16 protein-coding genes are annotated in these 15,008 nt (G+C 62.6%); 13 read left to right on the top strand and 3 right to left on the bottom strand.

Annotated features, from left to right (window positions below; all coding sequences use genetic code 11):
- Window positions 1-51: 51 nt before the first annotated feature.
- The 5 genes from D002_RS0111475 to D002_RS0111455 all read left to right on the top strand — a co-directional run bounded on the left by D002_RS0111475 (window position 52) and on the right by D002_RS0111455 (window position 4,848).
- Window positions 52-1,404 carry a heterodisulfide reductase-related iron-sulfur binding cluster gene (locus D002_RS0111475; RefSeq protein ID WP_018142072.1) on the top strand — a complete coding sequence of 451 codons (1,353 nt, stop codon included), beginning with the start codon at window positions 52-54 and terminating at the stop codon, window positions 1,402-1,404.
- 58 nt (window positions 1,405-1,462) lie between these two features.
- Window positions 1,463-1,768: an encapsulin-associated ferritin-like protein gene (locus D002_RS0111470; protein ID WP_018142071.1), complete on the top strand. Its 306-nt coding sequence runs from the start codon at window positions 1,463-1,465 to the stop codon at window positions 1,766-1,768.
- Window positions 1,769-1,815: 47 nt separating this feature from the next.
- A complete protein-coding gene (locus tag D002_RS0111465; RefSeq protein ID WP_018142070.1) occupies window positions 1,816-2,427 on the top strand; it encodes a DUF3501 family protein in 612 nt (203 codons plus the stop codon).
- 750 nt (window positions 2,428-3,177) lie between these two features.
- Window positions 3,178-3,807 (top strand): hypothetical protein, encoded by a 630-nt coding sequence (locus tag D002_RS13810; protein WP_196800123.1) that lies wholly within the window; start codon window positions 3,178-3,180, stop codon window positions 3,805-3,807.
- 249 nt (window positions 3,808-4,056) lie between these two features.
- Window positions 4,057-4,848 carry a HEPN domain-containing protein gene (locus tag D002_RS0111455; RefSeq protein ID WP_018142068.1) on the top strand — a complete coding sequence of 264 codons (792 nt, stop codon included), beginning with the start codon at window positions 4,057-4,059 and terminating at the stop codon, window positions 4,846-4,848.
- A 206-nt stretch (window positions 4,849-5,054) separates the two neighbouring features.
- On the opposite strand, the gene radA is transcribed toward D002_RS0111455, so the two are convergent.
- The 3 genes from radA to D002_RS0111440 all read right to left on the bottom strand — a co-directional run bounded on the left by radA (window position 5,055) and on the right by D002_RS0111440 (window position 8,587).
- On the bottom strand, window positions 5,055-6,401 hold the full coding sequence (gene radA / locus D002_RS0111450; protein ID WP_018142067.1) for a DNA repair protein RadA: 1,347 nt from the start codon (window positions 6,399-6,401) through the stop codon (window positions 5,055-5,057).
- On the bottom strand, window positions 6,401-7,687 hold the full coding sequence (locus D002_RS0111445) for an HlyC/CorC family transporter (RefSeq protein WP_018142066.1): 1,287 nt from the start codon (window positions 7,685-7,687) through the stop codon (window positions 6,401-6,403). The genes radA and D002_RS0111445 overlap by 1 nt, the downstream gene beginning before the upstream one ends.
- A gap of 99 nt (window positions 7,688-7,786) precedes the next feature.
- Window positions 7,787-8,587 carry an inner membrane protein YpjD gene (locus D002_RS0111440; RefSeq protein WP_018142065.1) on the bottom strand — a complete coding sequence of 267 codons (801 nt, stop codon included), beginning with the start codon at window positions 8,585-8,587 and terminating at the stop codon, window positions 7,787-7,789.
- A 173-nt stretch (window positions 8,588-8,760) separates the two neighbouring features.
- On the opposite strand from D002_RS0111440, the gene ffh reads away from it, so the two are divergent.
- The 8 genes from ffh to soxX all read left to right on the top strand — a co-directional run bounded on the left by ffh (window position 8,761) and on the right by soxX (window position 14,812).
- Window positions 8,761-10,149 (top strand): signal recognition particle protein, encoded by a 1,389-nt coding sequence (gene ffh, locus D002_RS0111435; protein WP_018142064.1) that lies wholly within the window; start codon window positions 8,761-8,763, stop codon window positions 10,147-10,149.
- A 137-nt stretch (window positions 10,150-10,286) separates the two neighbouring features.
- Window positions 10,287-10,547 (top strand): 30S ribosomal protein S16, encoded by a 261-nt coding sequence (gene rpsP / locus D002_RS0111430; RefSeq protein ID WP_018142063.1) that lies wholly within the window; start codon window positions 10,287-10,289, stop codon window positions 10,545-10,547.
- Window positions 10,548-10,584: 37 nt separating this feature from the next.
- Window positions 10,585-11,094, top strand: a complete 510-nt coding sequence (rimM, locus tag D002_RS0111425; protein ID WP_018142062.1) for a ribosome maturation factor RimM — start codon at window positions 10,585-10,587, stop codon at window positions 11,092-11,094.
- A gap of 10 nt (window positions 11,095-11,104) precedes the next feature.
- A complete protein-coding gene (gene trmD, locus D002_RS0111420) occupies window positions 11,105-11,872 on the top strand; it encodes a tRNA (guanosine(37)-N1)-methyltransferase TrmD (protein WP_018142061.1) in 768 nt (255 codons plus the stop codon).
- Between the two features lie 9 nt (window positions 11,873-11,881).
- Window positions 11,882-12,238 carry a 50S ribosomal protein L19 gene (gene rplS, locus D002_RS0111415; protein WP_018142060.1) on the top strand — a complete coding sequence of 119 codons (357 nt, stop codon included), beginning with the start codon at window positions 11,882-11,884 and terminating at the stop codon, window positions 12,236-12,238.
- A gap of 23 nt (window positions 12,239-12,261) precedes the next feature.
- Window positions 12,262-12,828: a methylated-DNA--[protein]-cysteine S-methyltransferase gene (locus tag D002_RS0111410; protein WP_026181684.1), complete on the top strand. Its 567-nt coding sequence runs from the start codon at window positions 12,262-12,264 to the stop codon at window positions 12,826-12,828.
- A gap of 447 nt (window positions 12,829-13,275) precedes the next feature.
- The gene (gene soxA, locus D002_RS0111405; RefSeq protein WP_026181683.1) at window positions 13,276-14,085 is read left to right on the top strand and encodes a sulfur oxidation c-type cytochrome SoxA; all 810 of its coding nucleotides are present in this window, start codon (window positions 13,276-13,278) and stop codon (window positions 14,083-14,085) included.
- A 28-nt stretch (window positions 14,086-14,113) separates the two neighbouring features.
- Window positions 14,114-14,812 (top strand): sulfur oxidation c-type cytochrome SoxX, encoded by a 699-nt coding sequence (gene soxX / locus D002_RS0111400; protein ID WP_018142057.1) that lies wholly within the window; start codon window positions 14,114-14,116, stop codon window positions 14,810-14,812.
- Window positions 14,813-15,008 lie beyond the last annotated feature (196 nt).

Raw genomic sequence — 15,008 nt, 5'->3', positions numbered from 1 at the left:
TCCGTGTTTCCCCCCCGAAGCATCGAACTGATACGGATACCGGAGGGATGCATGTCTGCGCCGACGCACCAACGTGAAGGAAGTCTCGAAGCCCCGACCCGTCATCCGCTGGACTGGAAGAACCCCGAGTTCTACAACGAGGAATCGCTGTTCGGCGAACTCGAGCGGGTCTTCGATATCTGTCACGGCTGCCGTCGCTGCGTGAGCCTGTGCAACTCCTTCCCAACCCTGTTCGACTTGGTCGACGAGTCCGAGACCATGGAAGTCGATGGGGTCGACAAGAAGGATTACTGGCAGGTGGTCGATCACTGCTACCTGTGTGATCTGTGCTACTTGACCAAGTGCCCCTACGTGCCCCCGCACGAATGGAATGTGGACTTCCCACACCTGATGCTCCGGGCCAAGGCCTTCCGCTACCAGAACGAAGGTGCGAAGGCCTCCCACAAGTTTATGTCCAGCACCGACACCGTAGGCAAGCTGGCGGGTATCCCGGTGGTGGCCGGCGCAGTCAATGCCGCCAACAAGAACGGTGCCGTGCGCAAGATGCTGGACAAGACCATGGGCGTGCACCCGGATGCCCCGGTCCCCGAATACCATTCCAACAAGGGCCGCTCGCGCCTGAGCAAGGTGGCGCAGGGCGTCTCCAACCCCGAGCCGTCCGGTGCGACTCAGGGCAAGGTCGCGCTGTACGCGACCTGCTACGGCAACTACAACGAGCCGCACCTGGTCGAGGACCTGGTCAAGGTCTTCGAGCACAACGGCATCGAGGTGACCCTGGTCGAGAAGGAACAGTGCTGCGGCATGCCCAAGCTGGAGCTGGGCGACCTGAAGTCGGTGGAGGCGTCGAAGGACGCCAACATCCCGGCGATGAAGCGCATGATCGACCAGGGCTACGACATCGTTGCCCCGGTGCCCTCTTGCGTGTTGATGTTCAAGCAGGAACTGCCGCTGATGTTCCCGGATGATGCCGACGTGATCGCGGTTCGCGATCGCATCTTCGACCCGTTCGAATACCTGATGGAGCGGCACAAGGACGGCAAGCTGAACACCGACTTCCCCGAGAAGCTCGGCAAGATCGCCTACCACGCCGCCTGCCACCTGCGGGTGCAGAACATGGGGCTGAAGACCCGCGACCTGCTGAAGCTGGTCCCGGACACCGAGATCGACGTGATCGAGCGCTGCTCCGGGCACGACGGTACCTACGGGGTGAAGAGCGAGTTCTACGAGACCGCCAGCAAGATCTGTCGCCCGGTGGTCAGTCGCGTACAGAAGGCCGAGTCGGACCACTATTCGAGCGACTGCCCGATGGCCGGCCACATGATCGAGAACGGGTTACAGGGCAAGGGCGAGGACAAGGCGCCCGAGCATCCGCTGACCCTGCTACGCCAGGCCTACGGGCTGTAACGGCACCTCACAAGGAACCACTCGCGCCGTAGACGGCGCGGGCGAACGGAGAGAGAGCATGGCAAGTGACAGCTACCACGAACCGGTCGAGGAACTGAGCGACGAGTCGCGCGAGATGCATCGCGCGATCGTCTCGCTGATGGAAGAGCTTGAGGCGGTGGACTGGTATCAGCAGCGCATCGACGGCTGCAAGGACGAAGAACTCAAGGCGATCCTCGCGCACAACCGCGACGAAGAGATCGAGCACGCCGCGATGGTGCTGGAGTGGATCCGGCGCCATAACCCGGTGTTTGACCACGAACTGAAAGACAACCTCTGGTCCGACAAGGACTACACGAAGACGGGGCACCACCACGATCACTGAGGGGTGCCGGTCCTGGCGGGCCAGTCCGACGAGACGGAGGTATCGAGATGCAGATGGAGGCAAGTGTGGACAAGCTGAGTCGTGAAGACCTGTTTTCGCTGGAGAAGTATCACGAGGTGCGGCCACAGTTCCGCAACGAGGTGATGCAGCACAAGCGCAATCGCGTGGTGCAGGTGGGGCCGGCGGTCACGCTGCATTTCGAGGATCGCAAGACGATGCAGTATCAGATCCAGGAGATGCTGCGGGTGGAGAAGATCTTCGACGCCGAGGGGATCCAGGACGAGCTGGATGCCTACAACCCGTTGATCCCGGATGGTTCCAACTGGAAGGCGACGATGATGGTCGAGTATCCGGACATCGACGAGCGCAAGGTGCAGCTCTCGAAGCTGATCGGGATCGAGCGCAAGACCTATGTGCAGGTCGAGGGCCATGACAAGGTCTACCCGATCGCCAACGAGGATCTGGACCGCGAGACCGACGACAAGACCTCCTCGGTGCATTTCCTGCGCTTCGAGCTGACGCCGGAGATGGTCTCCGCGGCCAAGTCCGGGGCGGCCATTGCCATGGGGGTGGAGCACGAGAACTACAACCACCGGCTGGACGCCGTCGCCGAGGGCTCCCGTGAGTCGCTGGCGGCCGACCTCGACGCCGTCAACTGACGCAGTCCCTATGCCCGCTTCACGAAAGGCGCCTCCGGGCGCCTTTTTTGTGTCCAGACACGGTGGATCCGGCTCGCGGCGGGTTCCGGTTCCTCCTCAGGCGCTTGCCTCCCTTCGGCCGTCGCGCTCACTCGAAGGCGCGTGCAGCTGAGCGGCGGGAGCCGCGTTGCACCGGCCCCTTGGGCCTAATCGTCCGACGAAACCGCCGCAAACGCCCGGCCATGGTGGCATGCTGCGCCTCAAGCGCGCGTGCCAAAGCCCGCCAGCACTTCGAGCCGGACGGTGCAATCCATTCTGGCTTCACGGCGTTAAACAGAATCCGTATAGCATCGCCGGCCTGCCAGCACTGCCAACCCTGTACCGACGATTTCTGTCCCGCGCTGATCCGGTGCTGAGCCATGATCTCTGCCCCGAGTTCCGCCACGCAACGCCCTGGGAACGCAGCGATAAACCATTCCGCCCGGTCGCTTACCGACGAGCAATCTCTCGCTGAACTCCCTGAAAAAAACGAACGATCCGGTCCCACTCTCGGAATCAGCGTCCCTTTCCGGCACCTCTTCCTGTCGCCATCAGTTTCCGTACCTGTTTAGCCATGATCCGATCATGGCTAAACTGTCCGAGCAGAAGTCACCAGAGAAAGGGACGGCGCCACGAGGATCAGGTGATATACAGATTCTGTCTATCGCCAATATGACAGATTCTGTCTAATCTACTGTTAGAAGTCGCCAAGGAACAATTGTGGAAATATTCGTGAGCCGACCAACGTGGGTAGCGCCAGAATTTGAATCTGGCCTATCTACGTTTCTCACGCAGCTAGATAATCTAGATCTAGTTCCTAGGACTTTAGGCGTAAGTGATTACCCAAGCAAAGCACCTCTTGATGAAGTGATCGAGATTATGGCCACCTGTCAAGGTGCTATTGTCCTTGGTTACCCTCAACTGGAAGTAGAGGCGGGTTTCCTGAAGGGTGGCGAAATAAACTGGCCCATGTCTCTTGGTACCGAATGGAATCATTTAGAAGCAGGCCTTGCTTATGCAGCCGGGCTCCCTTTGCTTGTAATTCATCACACAACTGTTTCTCGCGGCATATTTGATCGGGGCGTTCTTAATGCGTTCCTGCACTCTGTAGACCTTTCTGAGCCTAATTGGTCAATGCAGGAATCGATGAATGGCGCCATTAAGAGATGGAAGAAGGCATGTATTGACGGCGAATCCAATTACCGTACCCCAAATAAGCAAGCTGTAGCTAAAAAAGACAAACCAATATGCCCAAACTGCTCAAACAACCAAAAGCAAATGTATATGAAGCCGATTCCGCCGCCATTTTCCGAGCTCGCGGGAGGTGAATGGGAATGCCCTCAATGCAGTTATGTAGAGTGACTTCTAACACGGCGCGCAACCCGGACGGCTTCGCCGTCGGTTCGCTTGGCCGTTAGCGTTCATTTATAGGACTTTGCGCCAGTGTCGAACCGAACTTTCCACTTTCCCGTACTATTCTGGCGTCCCGCGGAAGAGTTCGATTGCGTCGTAGCCCCTCCATTTGCCCTAACCCGTAGAAAGTGGGGGACAAGTGTTTTTGACTTGGCCACGCTAGCCTCACGGCACCGCTTACATCTTCCATATCAGTTGATGGATGTTCTGCTTTCGCACTGCAACCTTGAGCTTAGCGTGGAAGCTGAAGAACTGTCCCAGGCCTTGGAATATATCAATTCTCTGTTCTTGGGCGCCTACCTAGCGGATGCCTCCCCAAGCCTTGCGCCTTTTGCTACCAGCCATTCCATAAACGACTACTCGGGCATCAACAGCCGCGACTCGGGTAGTTTGCGAAAGGACTTGCCGCCCGACCTGCAGATAGGTCCGTCGAGCGATGACATAGCGCTTGAGGCTTGGCCGGTTCAGCTTTCCCTGCACTGCAGGACGCTTCCTAATGCGCTCGGAATCACCGTCAACCAATTCAAATTAGCGGGCGAAAAGGCAAAGCAGTGGATGGCACTAGAGGCAAGGCAGCCTGCACTGAATGTTGTTCGCGATGCGGCGCTCGCCGCACCGCTGCTCCCGTCCCTGGACCAGTCCCTCCTCCACCTGTGGTGTGCACTTGAGGCATTATTTCCGGAGGTCAACTCGGAAGTGAGCTTCCGTTTGGCGCTTCACTTGGCTCAACTCATTGGTCCGCCTGATGAGCGAGAAGCTGTTTTCCAGCGCGCACGGAAGGAGTACAAAATTCGAAGTAAGGTCGCACATGGCTCCCGCCGAGGGATCGTTCAAGGGGACTGGGAAAGAGCCTGGCAACTTCTTCTCGATGCCGGAAACGCCATAGTCGATCGAGGTGATCTTCCGGCTGAGGATGACCTACTGAGCGAGCTTCTCAGATCGGAGGGCGGCCAAATGTTCGCTAACAAAGCCATAGAGTCGACGCGCTGACGCGCGCGACTCATGCCCGGCGTTAGCTGCTCATGAACCGGCATCGCTGGACACAACAGTCACATGATCGGGCCCAGGTCCCAACCTGCATAGAGTGGTGAGCTCTAGATATCGGATGAGGTTGGAAGTGGGGGCTTACGACGCCACAAGGGCCACCAGCGGTAGGGCTGGTGGAAGTCTTTGCACGGCAGGCGGCCGGGGCTCGGCTACAGTGCGTCAAGGACCTCGCCCAGGCGCGAGACGGCGACTACCTCCATGCCCTTGATCGGCTTGCGCGGGGCGTTGGCGGCGGGGGCGATGGCGCGCGTGTAGCCATGCTTGGCCGCCTCGCGCAGGCGTTCCTCGCCATTCGGCACCGGCCGGATCTCGCCGGCCAGCCCGACCTCGCCAAAGGCGAGCATCTCCTGCGGCAGCGGCCGGTCGCGAAAGCTCGACAGCGCGGCCGCGAGCATCGGTAGGTCGGCGGCCGTCTCGGTCACGCGCACGCCGCCGACCACATTGATGAAGACATCCTGGTCGAACAGGGCTACGCCCCCGTGCCGGTGAAGCACGGCGAGCAGCATGGTCAGGCGGTTCTGCTCTAGGCCCACGGTGATGCGCCGCGGTTGCGAGGCATGGCTCTCTGCGACCAGGGCCTGAACCTCGACCAGCAGGGGCCGCGTGCCCTCCCGGGTGACCATGACCACACTGCCGGGCACCGGCCCCTGGTGGCGCGAGAGGAAGATCGCGGAGGGGTTGGAGACCGCCTTCAGGCCGTTCTCCAACATGGCGAACACACCCAGTTCGTTGACGGCGCCGAAGCGGTTCTTGACCGCGCGGAGCATACGGTAGCGCCCGTCCGGGTCGCCCTCGAAATACAGCACGGTGTCGACCATGTGTTCCAGCACGCGCGGGCCGGCGAGCTGGCCGTCCTTGGTCACGTGGCCGACCAGGATCACGGTAATGCCGCGTTGCTTGGCCATGCGCACCAGTGCTGCGGCACTCTCGCGCACCTGGCCGACGGAGCCGGGCGCGGACTGCAGGGCGGCGGTGTAGAGGGTCTGAATGGAGTCGATCACCAGGACCCGCGGGCGTTCGCGCTCGCAGGTGGCGATCACGTTCTCCACCTGGGTCTCGGTCAACAGGCGCAGGCCATCGACCTCCAGGCCCAGGCGTTGCGCGCGCATGCCGATCTGTTGGGCCGATTCCTCGCCGGTGACGTAGAGTGTTTCACCGACCGGGAGCATGGCCAGCGTCTGCAGCAGCAGGGTGGATTTTCCGATCCCTGGATCGCCACCCAGGAGGACGACCGAACCGTGGACCAACCCCCCGCCCAGCGCCCGGTCCAGTTCGGACAGGCCGGTGCCGGTCCGCGGCACTTCGGTCATCTCGACCTCGCCCAGGCGGGTGATGCCCGCAACCTCGCCCGCGTACCCGCCGCGCGGCCCGGCGCTGGCGGTGGGGGTGGCGGCCTCCAGGGTGTTCCAGGCGCCGCAGTCGCCACATTGGCCGGCCCACTTGGGGCTGATTGCGCCGCAGGACTGGCATACGTACTGGGTCTTGCTCTTCGCCATCAGGGGGCCTTCTGTTCCGGGTTTTCCGGCAGATCGGGGGCGACCACGCGCACGGTGCGGATGGTGTTGTTCTTGATCTGGGCGATGTCCATCACCACGCCGTTGATCTTCACGCTCACGGGTGCCTCGGGGATGCTCTCCAGATGTTCGACGATCAGGCCGCTCAGGGTCTTGGGGCCGTCCTGTGGCAGGTCCAGCCCAAGGGCGCGGTTCAGCTCGCGTAGGTGGATGCCGCCGTCAACCATTGCCGAGCCGTCTTCCTGACGCAGGACGTCGTCGCTCATCGCCGGGGAATCGGTGGTGAACTCGCCGACGATCTCCTCCAGCAGGTCTTCCAGCGTGATCAGGCCCTCGATGTCGCCGTACTCGTCCACCACCAGGCCAATGCGCTTCTTTTGTTGCTGGAAGTTGATCAACTGGCGGTTGAGTGCGGTCCCTTCGGGGATAAAGTAGGGCGGCGTCAGCACCTGGCGCAGGTCGTCGGCGTCGAATTCATCGCGCTCCACCAGTGGCAGGACATCGCGGCGGTGGACGAAGCCGACGATGTGGTCCAGCTCGCCCTCGACGACCGGCAGTCGCGTGAAGCTGCCGTGGATCAACTGGTCCTCGACCTCGTTCCAGGGGTCGTTAAGGTCGATCACCACGATCTCGCTGCGGGGGATCATGATGTCCTCGACCGTGGTGCGTTCGAGATCGAGCAGGTTCAGCAGCATGCGCTGGTGATTGGCCGGGATCAGTGCGCCGGCCTCGGAAACCACGCTGCGCAGTTCGTCGGTGTTCAGTGCGGCGCGCTGGCCAGCATTCATGTGCACGCCGAACAGGCGCAGCACGCCATTGGCCATCACGTTGATCATCCAGACCACGGGCCACATCACCTTGATCAGTCCCGAGTAGACCCAGGCGGCGGGGTAGGCCACCCGCTCGCTGTGCAGGGCGGCGAGGGTTTTGGGTGCCGTCTCGGCGAAGATCAGCAGGGTGAGGGTCAGTACACCTGTGGCGATCGCTACGCCGGTGTCACCGAACAGGCGCCAGCCGATGAAGGTGGCGATCTGTGCGATCAGGATGTTGACGAAGTTGTTGCCCAGCAGGATCAGTCCGATCAGGCGGTCCGGCTTGTCCAGCAAGCGAGCGGCGAGCTGGGCACCGCGGTGACCGGTCTGTGCGCGATGGCGCATGCGGTAGCGGTTCAGCGCCATCAATGCCGTTTCCGAGCCGGAGAAGAACGCCGACAGCAGGAACAGCACCACCAGGGCGCCGAACAGGAAAGACAGCGGGATCTCTTGCAACGAGGTGGCCTGCGGTCAGGGGTGGGCGGGCTGGCGGGGTGGCATGGTCGGGATCATTTCAGGCAAGGCGCGTGGGGGTGTCAAGCCGCCCCACTACGCTCAAACACGCCCGAGGATGATCTCCAGTACCAGCTTGGAGCCGAAATAGGCCAGCACCAGCACCACGAAACCACCGGTAGTCCAGGCCAGGGCGCGTGTTCCACGCCAGCCCAGGCGCCAGCGCCCGACCAGCAGAATCGAGAAGATCAGCCAGGCCAGGATCGACAGCGTGGTCTTGTGGACCAGGTGCTGGGCGAACAGGTTGTCCACGAACACCAGGCCGGACAGCAGGCTGAGTCCGAGGAACAGCCAGCCGATGAAGATCATCCGGAACAGCCAGACCTCCATGGAGAACAGGGGTGGCAGGGCGCGCACGAAACCGGATGCGTGGTGGTTATGCAGCGCACGGTGCTGGGCGGCCATGACCGCGGCCTGGGCGGTGGACAGCGCGAGAAAGGCCCAGCCCAGCGCCGAGAACAGGATGTGCAGATCGATCCCGGCCGAGGTGGTATAGCGCGTATCGCCGTCGCACAGCAGGGCGGTCAGAACGGCCAGGGCCGTCAGTGGCAGGATGACCACCCCGAGGATGGCCAGGGGATGCCGCCAGCTGGTGGCCCAAAGCAGGGCGGCGACTAGCCAAAGCGAGGCCGAAAGGGCATTGCCCAGGCACAGGTTGAGCCCGGCATCGGTCAGGACCATCGGCAGCAGAGCACCCAGGTGGGTGATCAGGGCAAGCCCCCACAGGGCCAGCGCCAAGCGCGGCTGGCCGGGTGTCAGCGGCTGTTGGCGCGCTGTAACGATCAGGTAGCCCGCAGTGGCCAGATACAGGGCGACGGCGAGGAGTCCGGTGGCAATGATCATGACGCCGGATTATCGCTGCAACGCTTGCGGATTGCACATGCGAGCGTTGCTGCGGGGCGATTCCCGGTGTCGGAGGGACGCCTCTGCATTCAGGAAGGTGAGAGCGGTATACTATGCGGTCCCGTGATCGGCCAAGATCCGCCGATCATCGACGATTGCTACGAGGACGCGCGATGTTCGACGGCCTTTCCAGCCGCCTGCAGGAGACGATGAAGCGCCTGAAGGGTCAGGCGCGGCTCACCGAGGACAATATCCAGGACGCCCTGCGCGAGGTGCGCATGGCGCTGCTGGAGGCCGACGTGGCGCTCCCGGTGGTGCGCGAGTTCATCAAGGACGTCAAGGAAAAGGCGCTGGGCAAGGAGGTCATCGGCAGCCTGACGCCGGGCCAGGCCCTGATCAAGGTCGTCCATGACGAGCTGGTCGCGACTATGGGTGGCGAAAACGCCACGCTGAACCTGGCTCATCAGCCACCGGCTGTGGTGCTGGTGGCGGGCTTGCAGGGTGCCGGTAAGACCACCAGCATCGGCAAGCTCGCCCGCCTGTTGCGCGAGCGCGAGAAGAAAAAGGTCGCGGTGGTGAGCTGTGACGTCTATCGTCCCGCCGCGATCCAGCAGCTGGAGACCCTGGCCGGCCAGGTCGAGGTCACGTTCTACCCCAGTGATACCAGCCAGAAGCCCGAGGCGATCGCCAGCGACGCGGTGGCGCGCGCGCGCCGCGAGGGGGTCGAGGTCCTGCTGGTCGACACCGCGGGGCGCCTGCATGTCGACGCGGACATGATGGCCGAGGTCAAGGCGCTGCATCAGGCTATTGACCCGATCGAGACGCTGTTCGTGGTTGACTCCATGACCGGTCAGGATGCGGCGAACACCGCCCGCGCCTTTGGTGAGGCGTTGCCTCTGACCGGCGTGGTGCTCACCAAGGCGGATGGCGATGCCCGCGGTGGTGCGGCGTTGTCGGTGCGCCAGATTACCGGCGTTCCGATCAAGTTCATCGGCATGGGCGAGCGCCCGGATGCGCTGGAGCCGTTCCATCCGGAACGCATCGCCTCGCGCATTCTCGGCAAGGGCGATGTGCTGTCGCTGGTGGAAGAGGCCAGCCGGCAGGTTGACCAGGATCAGGCCGAAAAGCTGACCCGCAAGCTGAAGAAGGGTCGCGGGTTCAACCTGAACGACCTGCGTGACCAGCTAACGCAGATGCAAAAAATGGGGGGCATGAGCTCCATGCTCGAGAAGCTCCCCGGCGGCGGCAAGCTCCCGGATGCGGTGAAGAACCAGGCCAATGACAAGGAGATCGGTCGCATGATGGCGGTGATCTCGTCGATGACGGAGCACGAGCGTCGCCACCCGGATGTGATCAAGGGATCGCGCAAGCGGCGCATCGCGGCGGGTTCCGGTACCCAGATTCAGGATGTGAATCGTCTGCTCAAGCAACACACCCAAATGAGCAAGGCGATGAAGAAGTTCTCCAAGGGCGGTGCATCGAAGATGATGCGGGCCCTGGGGAGCAAGATGGGCGGCATGGGGGGGATGGGTGGCCCCGGCGGCGGGATGCCATTCCGCTAGGCCGCCACATAATCAATGCGCGGGCGAACGTTGGCCGGACACGCGCGGGAGACCTGGCTTCTCCCTTGTGTTGTCGGCCGAATTCGTTATAATCGCGCGTTTTCTCGAGAAAACGGACTCACGGGGTTCAACACTACATGGTTACGATTCGCCTGTTACGCCGCGGTGCCAAGAAGCGCCCGTTCTACTCGATCGTGGTTACCGATTCGCGCAAGCGTCGGGACAGCGGTTACAAAGAGCAGATCGGTTTCTTCAACCCGGTCGCCCGCGGTCAGGAAGAACCGCTGCGCATTGACCTGGAGCGCGTGGATTACTGGCTGGGTCACGGCGCCGGCATGTCCGAGCGCGTGAACCACCTGGTCAAGGGTTACCGCAAGCAGCAGTCTGCGGCGGCCTAAGGTCGTCGGGCGACTGTACTGACACTTGGCTGCGGTCATGAACGAGGCGGGTGAGCGCATCCGTGTCGGGCGTGTCTCCGGGGTCTATGGTGTCAAGGGCTGGGTCCGGGTCTTTTCCGAGACCGAGCCGCGCGCGGCGATAGCCGAGTTTCCGCAGCTGTGGATGCACTGCGGGAATGAATGGCGCCTGGTCGATATCGAGGGCGGACGTGCCCACGGGCCGGGTGTGGTGATGAAATTTCGCGAGGCCGTGGACCGCGATGCGGCCTACGGGCTGATCGGGTCCGAGCTCGCGATCGAGCGCGACTGGCTGCCGCCGGCCGGGGATGGTGCCTACTACTGGGCCGACCTGCTGGGGATGGCCGTCGAGACGCACGATGGCACCACGCTGGGTACGATCTCGGGTTTCATCGAGACCGGTGCCAACGACGTACTGGTCGTCAAGGGGGACAGGGAACGCCTGATCCCCTGGGTGCGTGAACAGTACGTGCTGGACGTGGACCTGGAGGCTCGCCGCGTGCGGGTCGACTGGGACCCGGATTTCTGAAGCGGCGCGGATGCGTTTCGACGTCATCTCGCTGTTCCCGGAACTGGTTGCGGCGGTTTGCGAATCCGGCGTAACCGGACGGGCCGTGGAGCGTGGCCAGCTGGAACTGGAATACTGGAATCCGCGCGCCTGGGGCGTCGGCTTCCACCAGGCTGTGGACGACCGGCCGTATGGCGGGGGTCCGGGCATGGTGATGCAGTACGCGCCGCTGGCGTCCGCGCTGGATGCGGCGCGGGCGGATGCCGAAGCACCGCCGTATGTGATCGCGCTGACCCCTCAGGGCCGGCCGATCCGGCAGGCGATGTTGCAGGAGCTGGCCGGACGGCCGCGTGTGGCGCTGGTCTGTGGCCGTTACGAGGGCATCGACGAGCGTTTCATCGAGGCGCAGGTCGATGCGGAGTGGTCGCTGGGCGACTTCGTATTGTCTGGCGGCGAACTCGCGGCCATGGCGGTGATTGACGGTTGTGCCCGTTTGCTGCCCGGCGTGCTGGGGCATGCGGACTCCGCCGAGCAGGACTCGTTTAGTGCTGGGCTGCTGGATTGCCCGCACTACACGCGCCCGGAGACGGTCGCCGGGCGGTCCGTGCCCCCGGTTCTGTTGGGAGGCGACCATGGCGCGATTCGGCGCTGGCGCCGCCGCGAGGCGCTGGGCCGGACCTGGAAACGGCGGCCGGACCTGCTGGCCCGGCTGGAACTCGGGGCCGAAGATGCGGCCCTGTTGGACGAATACCGCGTGAGTGGCCATGCCGGCGGCTCGCGCACCGAAAGCGATGATTGAGGTCGAGCAATGAATAACGTCATTCAGGAACTGGAAGCCGCGCAGATGAAGTCGGATGTGCCCGACTTCGGGCCCGGCGATACCTTGGTGGTTCAGGTCAAGGTCCGCGAGGGCGACCGTGAGCGTCTGCAGGCCTTCGAGGGTGCGGTAATCGCCGTGCGCAATCGCGGCCTCAACTCCGCCTTCACCCTGCGCAAAGTCTCCTACGGCAATGGCGTGGAGCGGACCTTCCAGACCCACAGCCCGCAGATCGCCGAGATCAAGGTGAAGCGTCGCGGTAAGGTGCGTCGCTCCAAGCTGTACTACCTGCGTGATCGTACCGGCAAGGCGGCCCGCATCAAGGAAGATATCAAGGCCGCGAAATAATGCGACAGGGCGGGGCGCGGTCGATGGCCGGGTCCCCGTCGCCCCTCGCATTTCGCTACCTGATGTCGGCTGGATCGACGCCTCAGAGCCAGCGCTGTCTCCTCCCCGGAGTCGCGCTGGCTTTTGTGTGGCTGGAGTCCGTCAGGGGCGAGCTACTGGCTTGTGAATGGCAGGACCCGGACGAGCCTGATGAGCTGACCATGCTGGTGGATATCCCGGGCGCCGACTTGCAGGCCCCCCGGTTCGAGCCGAGCGCTTACGGCCGCGATGCGTCCGCCTGGCGACCGACATCCGCGGTCCCGCCCGGCAGTGCCCATTCCCGGCGGGTCTGGGCGGCGTTGTCGAAGATCCCGGTTGGGGAGGTGCGCACCTACGCCGAGATTGCGGCCCAGGTCGGCTCCGCCCCGCGTGCGGTGGGGCAGGCCTGCCGAGCCAATCCCTGGCCGTTGTTTATTCCCTGCCATCGTGTGGTGTCCTCGCGCTTTCGCGTCTCGCGTGATGTGGGTGGTTATGCCGGCGACCAGGTGGGCGAGTTGGCGCAGGTGAAACGCCTGCTGCTCGTGCATGAGGGCGTCCTCAGCCGCGACTGAGCGCAACTTTCTAACGGCTAGTACCAGACCGTTATTTTCCCTCTCCTTGATTCTTTGCGACCGCCGGGCGAGGTCGATCTTGGGGCACCCAATTTTCAAAGTGCCGACATGGCTGGACGTGTCTCTGGGCAATTCCCTCACCGCATCAGCCAGTTGCTCCCGCATTCCACGCTTTTCGACACCTGAATGAAACCTGAAAAAAAGTTCGAAAAACCGGGAATAGAATTAGGGCTACCTCCGTCTGCCTCCCGGTGTTGAAGCCCAAGAACCTTTGAAAAACAGACTTTTAGGAAACGCTAATATAGTCTTTTGTGTTGACAGCACGGACTCGGGTTCAGCACTCTGCTACACAGGTCCGGGCCAGATCAGTCCCGGGCTCAATCGAAAAAAACCCGTGTGATGGAGGTTTCCATGTTCAAGAAAGCATTGCTTGCGTTGCCCGTAGCAATGGCTGTTGGGGCTGCGGCTCAGGCCGGTGAATGGCAGGACCCCAACGATGTCCTGCAGGGACTGCTGGAGGCGCAGCCTGACTCCAGGTACCTGCACCAGAGTGAAATGAACATCATGATGATGCCGGATAACCCCGCCCTCTGGCTGATCGACGAAGGCGAAGAACTGTTCTACGCCGAGCGCGGCCCGAACAACGTCTCGCTGGAAGGCTGCGACTTTGGTAAGGGCCCGGGCGTGCTGGAAGGCGCCTACGTAGAATTGCCGCGCTACTTCGAAGACACCGGAAAGGTGATGGACTTCGAACACCGCCTGGTGCACTGCATGAAGGAACTGCAGGGCTTCACCAGCGATGACTCCGAAGTCGGCCAGCGTCATGGCAGCGGTTCGGACATCATGCGTCTGACCACTTACATTGCGCACCAGTCTTCCGGCTATGCCTGGAACCCGCCGCTGGACCACCCGCAAGAGCAGGCCATGCGTGACGCGGGCGAGAAGCTGTTCTTCCGTCGTGGTGGTGCGATGGACTTTAACTGCGCCTCCTGCCATGGCGATACCGGTAAGCAGATCCGTGCCTCTGTGCTCCCCGAGATGCGCAATTCGCAGGAATGGACCAAGGCTGTCTCCTGGCCCGCCCACCGCGCTGGACAGGACAACGTGCGTAGCCAGAACCACCGTATTCGCGGTTGCGTATGGCAGATGCGTCACGCCGGTATCCTGCCGGATTCCCCGGTGAACACCGCCCTGATTTCCTACTGGAATGACGCGGCGCGTGGCGAACCGGCCATCCTGCCCGACCTGAAGCGGTAACCTACGGACGCAATAGGAGACACCAAGTATGTTTAAAAAGAATGCTGTTGCGGCCGGTATGGCCGCGTTCGCATCCGTCGCCCTGGCCGCAGGCTGTGCCGTCGCCGACGGAAGCAAAGGTTCGGACGTCGACATCACCGCGATGAGCGCCGAGGAGCTTGCCGAGCACCTCATCTTCGAAACGAATAGTTTCCGTGATCAGGAGATGCAGGAAGGCGGCAACTGGGCCGATCGCATGACCCAGGACGAGCTGCAGAAGGCCTGTTCCTTCGATAACACCCGCGAAGACCTCGATGGCGAAACCGCCGGTCAGGTCGTGGCCATGGCGCGTGCGGGCTACGAAGCCCCGGAGAGCATCGAGCTGGGTGACTGGCGCAAGGGTGCCGAGCTGGCGGATTCCGGCTTCGGCTATCGCATGGGCCACAACAACGATGACCACGGTCAGCGCGAGCAGGGTGGCAATTGCTACAACTGCCACGTGTTTGATCCGCGCGTATCCACCCAGGGTACGATCGGGCCGAGCCTGGAGAACTATGGCGCCCAGCGTGGCACCAGCGAAGCCGTTCTGCGGTACGTGCACGAGGTGATTTCCAATCCTCATCAGTACTTCCCGTGCACCCAGATGCCGCGGTTCAACTCCGACCGTCACCAGCTCCTGACCGACGAGCAGATCAGCCATATCATGGCTTACCTGCTGGATCCGGAGTCCCCGGTGAACAACCAGTAAGCAGTTAGCTGGTTTAGAGGCAGCCTTCCTGGGCTGCCTTTTTTTTGAAGCCCCGCAGGATGGCCTGCGGGGCCTCTTTCCACCGACCCTTCCCAGGGGTCCCCTGCGATAAGAGTCGCGGGTTGTCCGCCGGGGTCCCGCGCTCCATTGGGCTTGGAGAACCACAGGCCACGGTTGATGAATGTCCGGGCGACAT

Origin of the sequence: Thioalkalivibrio sp. ALJ7 (assembly GCF_000376865.1) — a bacterium.
In the GTDB taxonomy this organism is placed as follows: domain Bacteria; phylum Pseudomonadota; class Gammaproteobacteria; order Ectothiorhodospirales; family Ectothiorhodospiraceae; genus Thioalkalivibrio.
This window is presented reverse-complemented; position numbering and strand designations above follow the sequence as displayed.

Excerpts from the sequence above, each read along its gene's own strand:
- D002_RS0111475 (WP_018142072.1), top strand. The coding sequence starts at position 52 with ATGTCTGCGCCGACGCACCAACGTGAAGGAAGTCTCGAAGCCCCGACC.
- D002_RS0111470 (WP_018142071.1), top strand. The coding sequence starts at position 1,463 with ATGGCAAGTGACAGCTACCACGAACCGGTCGAGGAACTGAGCGACGAG.
- D002_RS0111465 (WP_018142070.1), top strand. The coding sequence starts at position 1,816 with ATGCAGATGGAGGCAAGTGTGGACAAGCTGAGTCGTGAAGACCTGTTT.
- D002_RS0111455 (WP_018142068.1), top strand. The coding sequence starts at position 4,057 with ATGGATGTTCTGCTTTCGCACTGCAACCTTGAGCTTAGCGTGGAAGCT.
- radA (WP_018142067.1), bottom strand. The coding sequence starts at position 6,401 with ATGGCGAAGAGCAAGACCCAGTACGTATGCCAGTCCTGCGGCGCAATC.
- D002_RS0111440 (WP_018142065.1), bottom strand. The coding sequence starts at position 8,587 with ATGATCATTGCCACCGGACTCCTCGCCGTCGCCCTGTATCTGGCCACT.
- ffh (WP_018142064.1), top strand. The coding sequence starts at position 8,761 with ATGTTCGACGGCCTTTCCAGCCGCCTGCAGGAGACGATGAAGCGCCTG.
- rpsP (WP_018142063.1), top strand. The coding sequence starts at position 10,287 with ATGGTTACGATTCGCCTGTTACGCCGCGGTGCCAAGAAGCGCCCGTTC.
- rimM (WP_018142062.1), top strand. The coding sequence starts at position 10,585 with ATGAACGAGGCGGGTGAGCGCATCCGTGTCGGGCGTGTCTCCGGGGTC.
- trmD (WP_018142061.1), top strand. The coding sequence starts at position 11,105 with ATGCGTTTCGACGTCATCTCGCTGTTCCCGGAACTGGTTGCGGCGGTT.
- rplS (WP_018142060.1), top strand. The coding sequence starts at position 11,882 with ATGAATAACGTCATTCAGGAACTGGAAGCCGCGCAGATGAAGTCGGAT.
- D002_RS0111410 (WP_026181684.1), top strand. The coding sequence starts at position 12,262 with ATGGCCGGGTCCCCGTCGCCCCTCGCATTTCGCTACCTGATGTCGGCT.
- soxA (WP_026181683.1), top strand. The coding sequence starts at position 13,276 with ATGGCTGTTGGGGCTGCGGCTCAGGCCGGTGAATGGCAGGACCCCAAC.
- soxX (WP_018142057.1), top strand. The coding sequence starts at position 14,114 with ATGTTTAAAAAGAATGCTGTTGCGGCCGGTATGGCCGCGTTCGCATCC.